The sequence below is a fragment of the Hydrogenophaga sp. genome (genome assembly GCF_018780075.1).
Classification (GTDB): Bacteria; Pseudomonadota; Gammaproteobacteria; order Burkholderiales; family Burkholderiaceae_C; genus Hydrogenophaga.
Map to the genome: position 1 here is coordinate 1 of NZ_JADMKB010000049.1, position 3,699 is coordinate 3,699.

A 3,699-nucleotide genomic window follows, 5' to 3' on the forward strand; every position below is an offset into this window, starting at 1 on the left:
ACCAACCATCTCAGCTCGGAGACTACCGCGCGAGCGGTTTAGTCCTTAGGCTGGTCTCAGAACTTCGAACTTGACGTCTGAGTGTTCGCGAGCGCCTCAACCGGTCACTCTGCGCGGTGAGTGGATGCCGTTGGTCGAGTCGGTGTCCTGGCGACCTTGCCAGGAACCCGCCGCTGGTATCCGAGCACGTCGAACTTCTGTCTCTGGGGGCTGACATCCACACAGATGACGTGTATGCAAGGCCAGTCAACGGATCGATAAAACGACGTTGCCTGTCACGGCACCGCTTTCGACCGCGGCATGCGCCTCAGCGATCGAGGCCAAGGGGAGCTTCATCCCGATGTTGTGCTGCAGCAGGTCGCGTCGCAAAAAGTCCGTCAGGGTCTCGACAGCGCGTCGCCGGTCCGCATCGCTCAGGTGGTAGACGATAAAAAACCGGACACCAAAGTTGCGCGAGATCATCGGAAAAAACGGCAAAGTGAACTGCTTTGCGCCGCTGCCATAGACCACCCACTGACCATTGAGGCGCACGACCTCTATGTCGATGGCCGCGTTCGCTGCGATGTCCATTTCGATCACCCGATCAACACCTTCACCCTGTGTTTCCTGCGACACGCGGTCCACGACAGATTCGGTTCGGTAGTTGATCGCCACATCGGCGCCAGCGGCCAACGCCAACGCGGCTTTTGCCGCTGAACTGACGGTCGTGATGACCTGACGCGCACCCAGCAAACGCGAGAACTGAACGGCGTAGTGACCCACCGCGCCGGCTCCGCCAGCGACCAGCACCCGCTGCCCCGCCACACCACCATCGGTCAACACGGCGTGCAGCGCCGTCAGCGCGGGAATCCCAAGGCACGCACCGACTTCGTCGGGCACGTTGGCCGGCAGAGAAACAGCCTGCTGCTCGGGCAAGCACACCGCCTCTGCCGCGGTGCCGAATGCCCTGCCCCAGGCGGCGTTCCAGAGCCAGACGCGTTCGCCGCTTCGTGCCGGATCCACACCGGCGCCCACGGCATCAATGATGCCCATGCCGTCGCTGTGCGGGATGACGCGTGGAAACGGCATCATCGGGCCGCGCGCGCCGGAGCGCGCCTTCACGTCGGAAGGGTTCAGGCCGGACCACTGCAAACGCACCCGAACCTCGCCGGGTGCGGGCTGCGGATCAGGCACTTCGCCCACCACAAGCACTTGCTCAGCGGGCCCGGTCTGTTCGTAAAAAGCAGCTTTCATGTCGAGTTCCATTCGCTTTGATTGCCAACACGGAATGCACTTTGGCCGTCGCGGTAGCGCCGCTGCAGACAAGGACATCGACCTACATCAGGTCCGCTGATCGCCGTGCGATCTATCGGAACTTACCCGCTGTCGCAACGCCAGATACAGCGCGCCGAACCGCGCATGGCGCGCCCGCAGCGTGTCGCTTCGCGCAGCGGCGGAGCGTGGGGGCTATGTGGCGCCCTTGAAGCGGGTCAGCGATTGCTTGCGGAATTCGGTCGGCGTCAAACCCTTGATTTCCAGGAAGCGGCGGTTGAAGTTGGCCACGTTGTTGAAGCCGACCTCGTAGCAGATGTGGGTGACCTGCTGGTCGGTGTCCATCAGCAGCTGGCAGGCGCGGCTGATGCGCACGCGGTTGACGAAATCGGTGAAGGTGTTGCCGGTGGCCTTGCGGAAGAAGCGGCTGAACTTGCTCTCGCTCATGCCCAGTTCGGCGGCGAGCGCGGCGGCCGAGTGTTCGTCGGCCAGGTGGTCGGTGATGCGGTTGACCACGGCGTCGATCTGGTCGAGCGAGGCGTCGTCGTCGGTGCTCTGCAGCTGCACGGCCGAGAGCAGCCGGTAGTCGGTGCAGGCCGCGAGGTCGCTCATGAAGTCGCAGAAGGCGGTGAAGCGCTTGAGGCCGCGCGAGCCCTTGATCTTGTGCCAGTGGGCGTCGGCCGACTCGGACAGGCCGAAGAACTCGATGCCGTTCTTGGCGCGCTCCAGCAGCGGCAGCACCTCGGCGAGTTCGGGGATGGTGTCGCTGGCGCGCACCAGGGGTTCGTGTGAAAACTGGATCACCAGATCGCGCTGTGGCACGCCACCTTCGGGCAGGTCCATGGTGACCCAGTTGTGCGGCAGGCGCGGGCCGGTGAGCACCAGCTGCCCGGGCTGGAAGGGGCCGATCCAGTCGCCCACGAACACCTTGCCGCTGGTGGCGGTGATGAGGTGCAGCTCGTATTCATCGTGGTAGTGCCAGCGCGCGAGCGGCGTGGGGTAGCCGTGTTCGAGGCAGCGCACAAACCCCACGTCGGCCGGCGACTCGTAGCCCAGATCGGGCGAGCGCGCGTACTCGTGTTCCAGCTCGGGGCGGAGCTGGCGCGGAGCAGCGTGTGTCTTGACGGTCATGGTGTGGCAACACGGAATGCCCGCCGGGCCGCCCCAAGGGCGTTCGCGTCCCCTTGGGGGGCAGCGACCCGCGCAGCGGTGGAGCCCCGGATTTTCATCGAAAGTGGAAATACGCTTGGGGGCTTCATGTCTTTCAGCTCATGACGTTACCACCGTCGACATTCAGCGTCTGCGCGGTGATGTAGGAAGCCTCGTCGCTGGCGAGGAAAACGGCCGCGCCGCAGAGGTCTTGCGGCGAGCCCATGTACCCCAGCGGCACGGCCTCGCCCACGCGCTTCTTCTTTTCGCCCAAGGGCAGGTTCTCGTGGCGCGCGAACAGCGCATCGACGCCGGCCCACATGGGGGTGTCGATCACGCCCGGGGCGATGCCGTTGACGCGGATCCGGTGCGGCGCCATGGCGAGCGCGGCGCTCTGCGTGTAGCTCACGACGGCGGCCTTGCTGGCGCAGTAGTGCGCCACCAGCGCCTCGCCCCGGCGGCCGGCCTGCGAGGCCATGTTGATGACCGCGCCGCCCTTCACCTCGTTCAGCACCATGTGCGCGAGCACCTTCTGCATCACAAAGAAGGCGCCCTTGACGTTGACCGAAAAGATCCGGTCGTACATGGCCTCGCCGCTCTCCAGCAGCGGCGCCATGTCGAAGATGGCGGCGTTGTTGAAGAGTGTGGTGATGGGGCCGAAGCGCAGCGCGGCGGCGTGGATCAGGGTGTCGATCCGCGGCAGCTGTGTCACGTCGGTGGCCACGTACTGCAGGCTGTCGGGATAGGCCTTCATGAGCTGCACCAGTTCGGCGCTGGCGGTCGGGCCGACGTCGGCCACGGTGCAGCGCGCGCCCTGCAGCAGAAAGGCCCGGGTCACAGCCAGGCCGATGCCGCCGGCCGCGCCGGTGAGCAGCGCGTGTTTGCCTTTGAGGCGCAACAGGCTGACCGGTTGAGGGCTCACGCTGCGGTCGCCTTCACGAAGGCCATCACGCGGGCGTGGGCGTTGCGCAGCGCGCTCACGAGACGCGTGTCGCTGGCGAGTTCTCCCCAGAGCGTGGTATCGGCCGCGAAGGCGGCCACCGGGTCGGCGGCTTCGCAGATGGCGTGGGCCGCGGCCGGGTCCATGGCCTGGTCCTGGTAGGTGTAGGGGATCTGGCCGGCGTGCCAGCGCTGCAGGTAGGCCAGGAACAGGGCGGGCAGCATGGCGACGCTGTCGATCGTGCCCCCGCGCGCCAGCTTGTCGCGGATGGTGGGCGCGATCATGCCGGGGATCTTGGCGAAACCGTCCATGGCCACGCGCTGGTTGGTGTCGGCGATGGCGGGGTTGCCGAAGCGGTC

3 protein-coding genes and 1 pseudogene are annotated in these 3,699 nt (G+C 66.0%); all 4 read right to left on the minus strand.

The window, feature by feature from the left end; all coding sequences use genetic code 11:
• Nucleotides 1-246: 246 nt before the first annotated feature.
• Nucleotides 247-1,245 (minus strand): NADPH:quinone reductase, encoded by a 999-nt coding sequence (locus tag IV088_RS10870; protein WP_291101735.1) that lies wholly within the window; start codon nucleotides 1,243-1,245, stop codon nucleotides 247-249.
• A gap of 201 nt (nucleotides 1,246-1,446) precedes the next feature.
• Complete coding sequence (locus IV088_RS10875) at nucleotides 1,447-2,382, minus strand: AraC family transcriptional regulator (protein WP_291101737.1); 936 nt, start codon at nucleotides 2,380-2,382, stop codon at nucleotides 1,447-1,449.
• 133 nt (nucleotides 2,383-2,515) lie between these two features.
• Nucleotides 2,516-3,298: an L-iditol 2-dehydrogenase gene (locus IV088_RS10880; protein ID WP_291101739.1), complete on the minus strand. Its 783-nt coding sequence runs from the start codon at nucleotides 3,296-3,298 to the stop codon at nucleotides 2,516-2,518.
• Between the two features lie 20 nt (nucleotides 3,299-3,318).
• Nucleotides 3,319-3,699: pseudogene (locus IV088_RS10885) on the minus strand (mannitol dehydrogenase family protein); the annotation flags it as partial.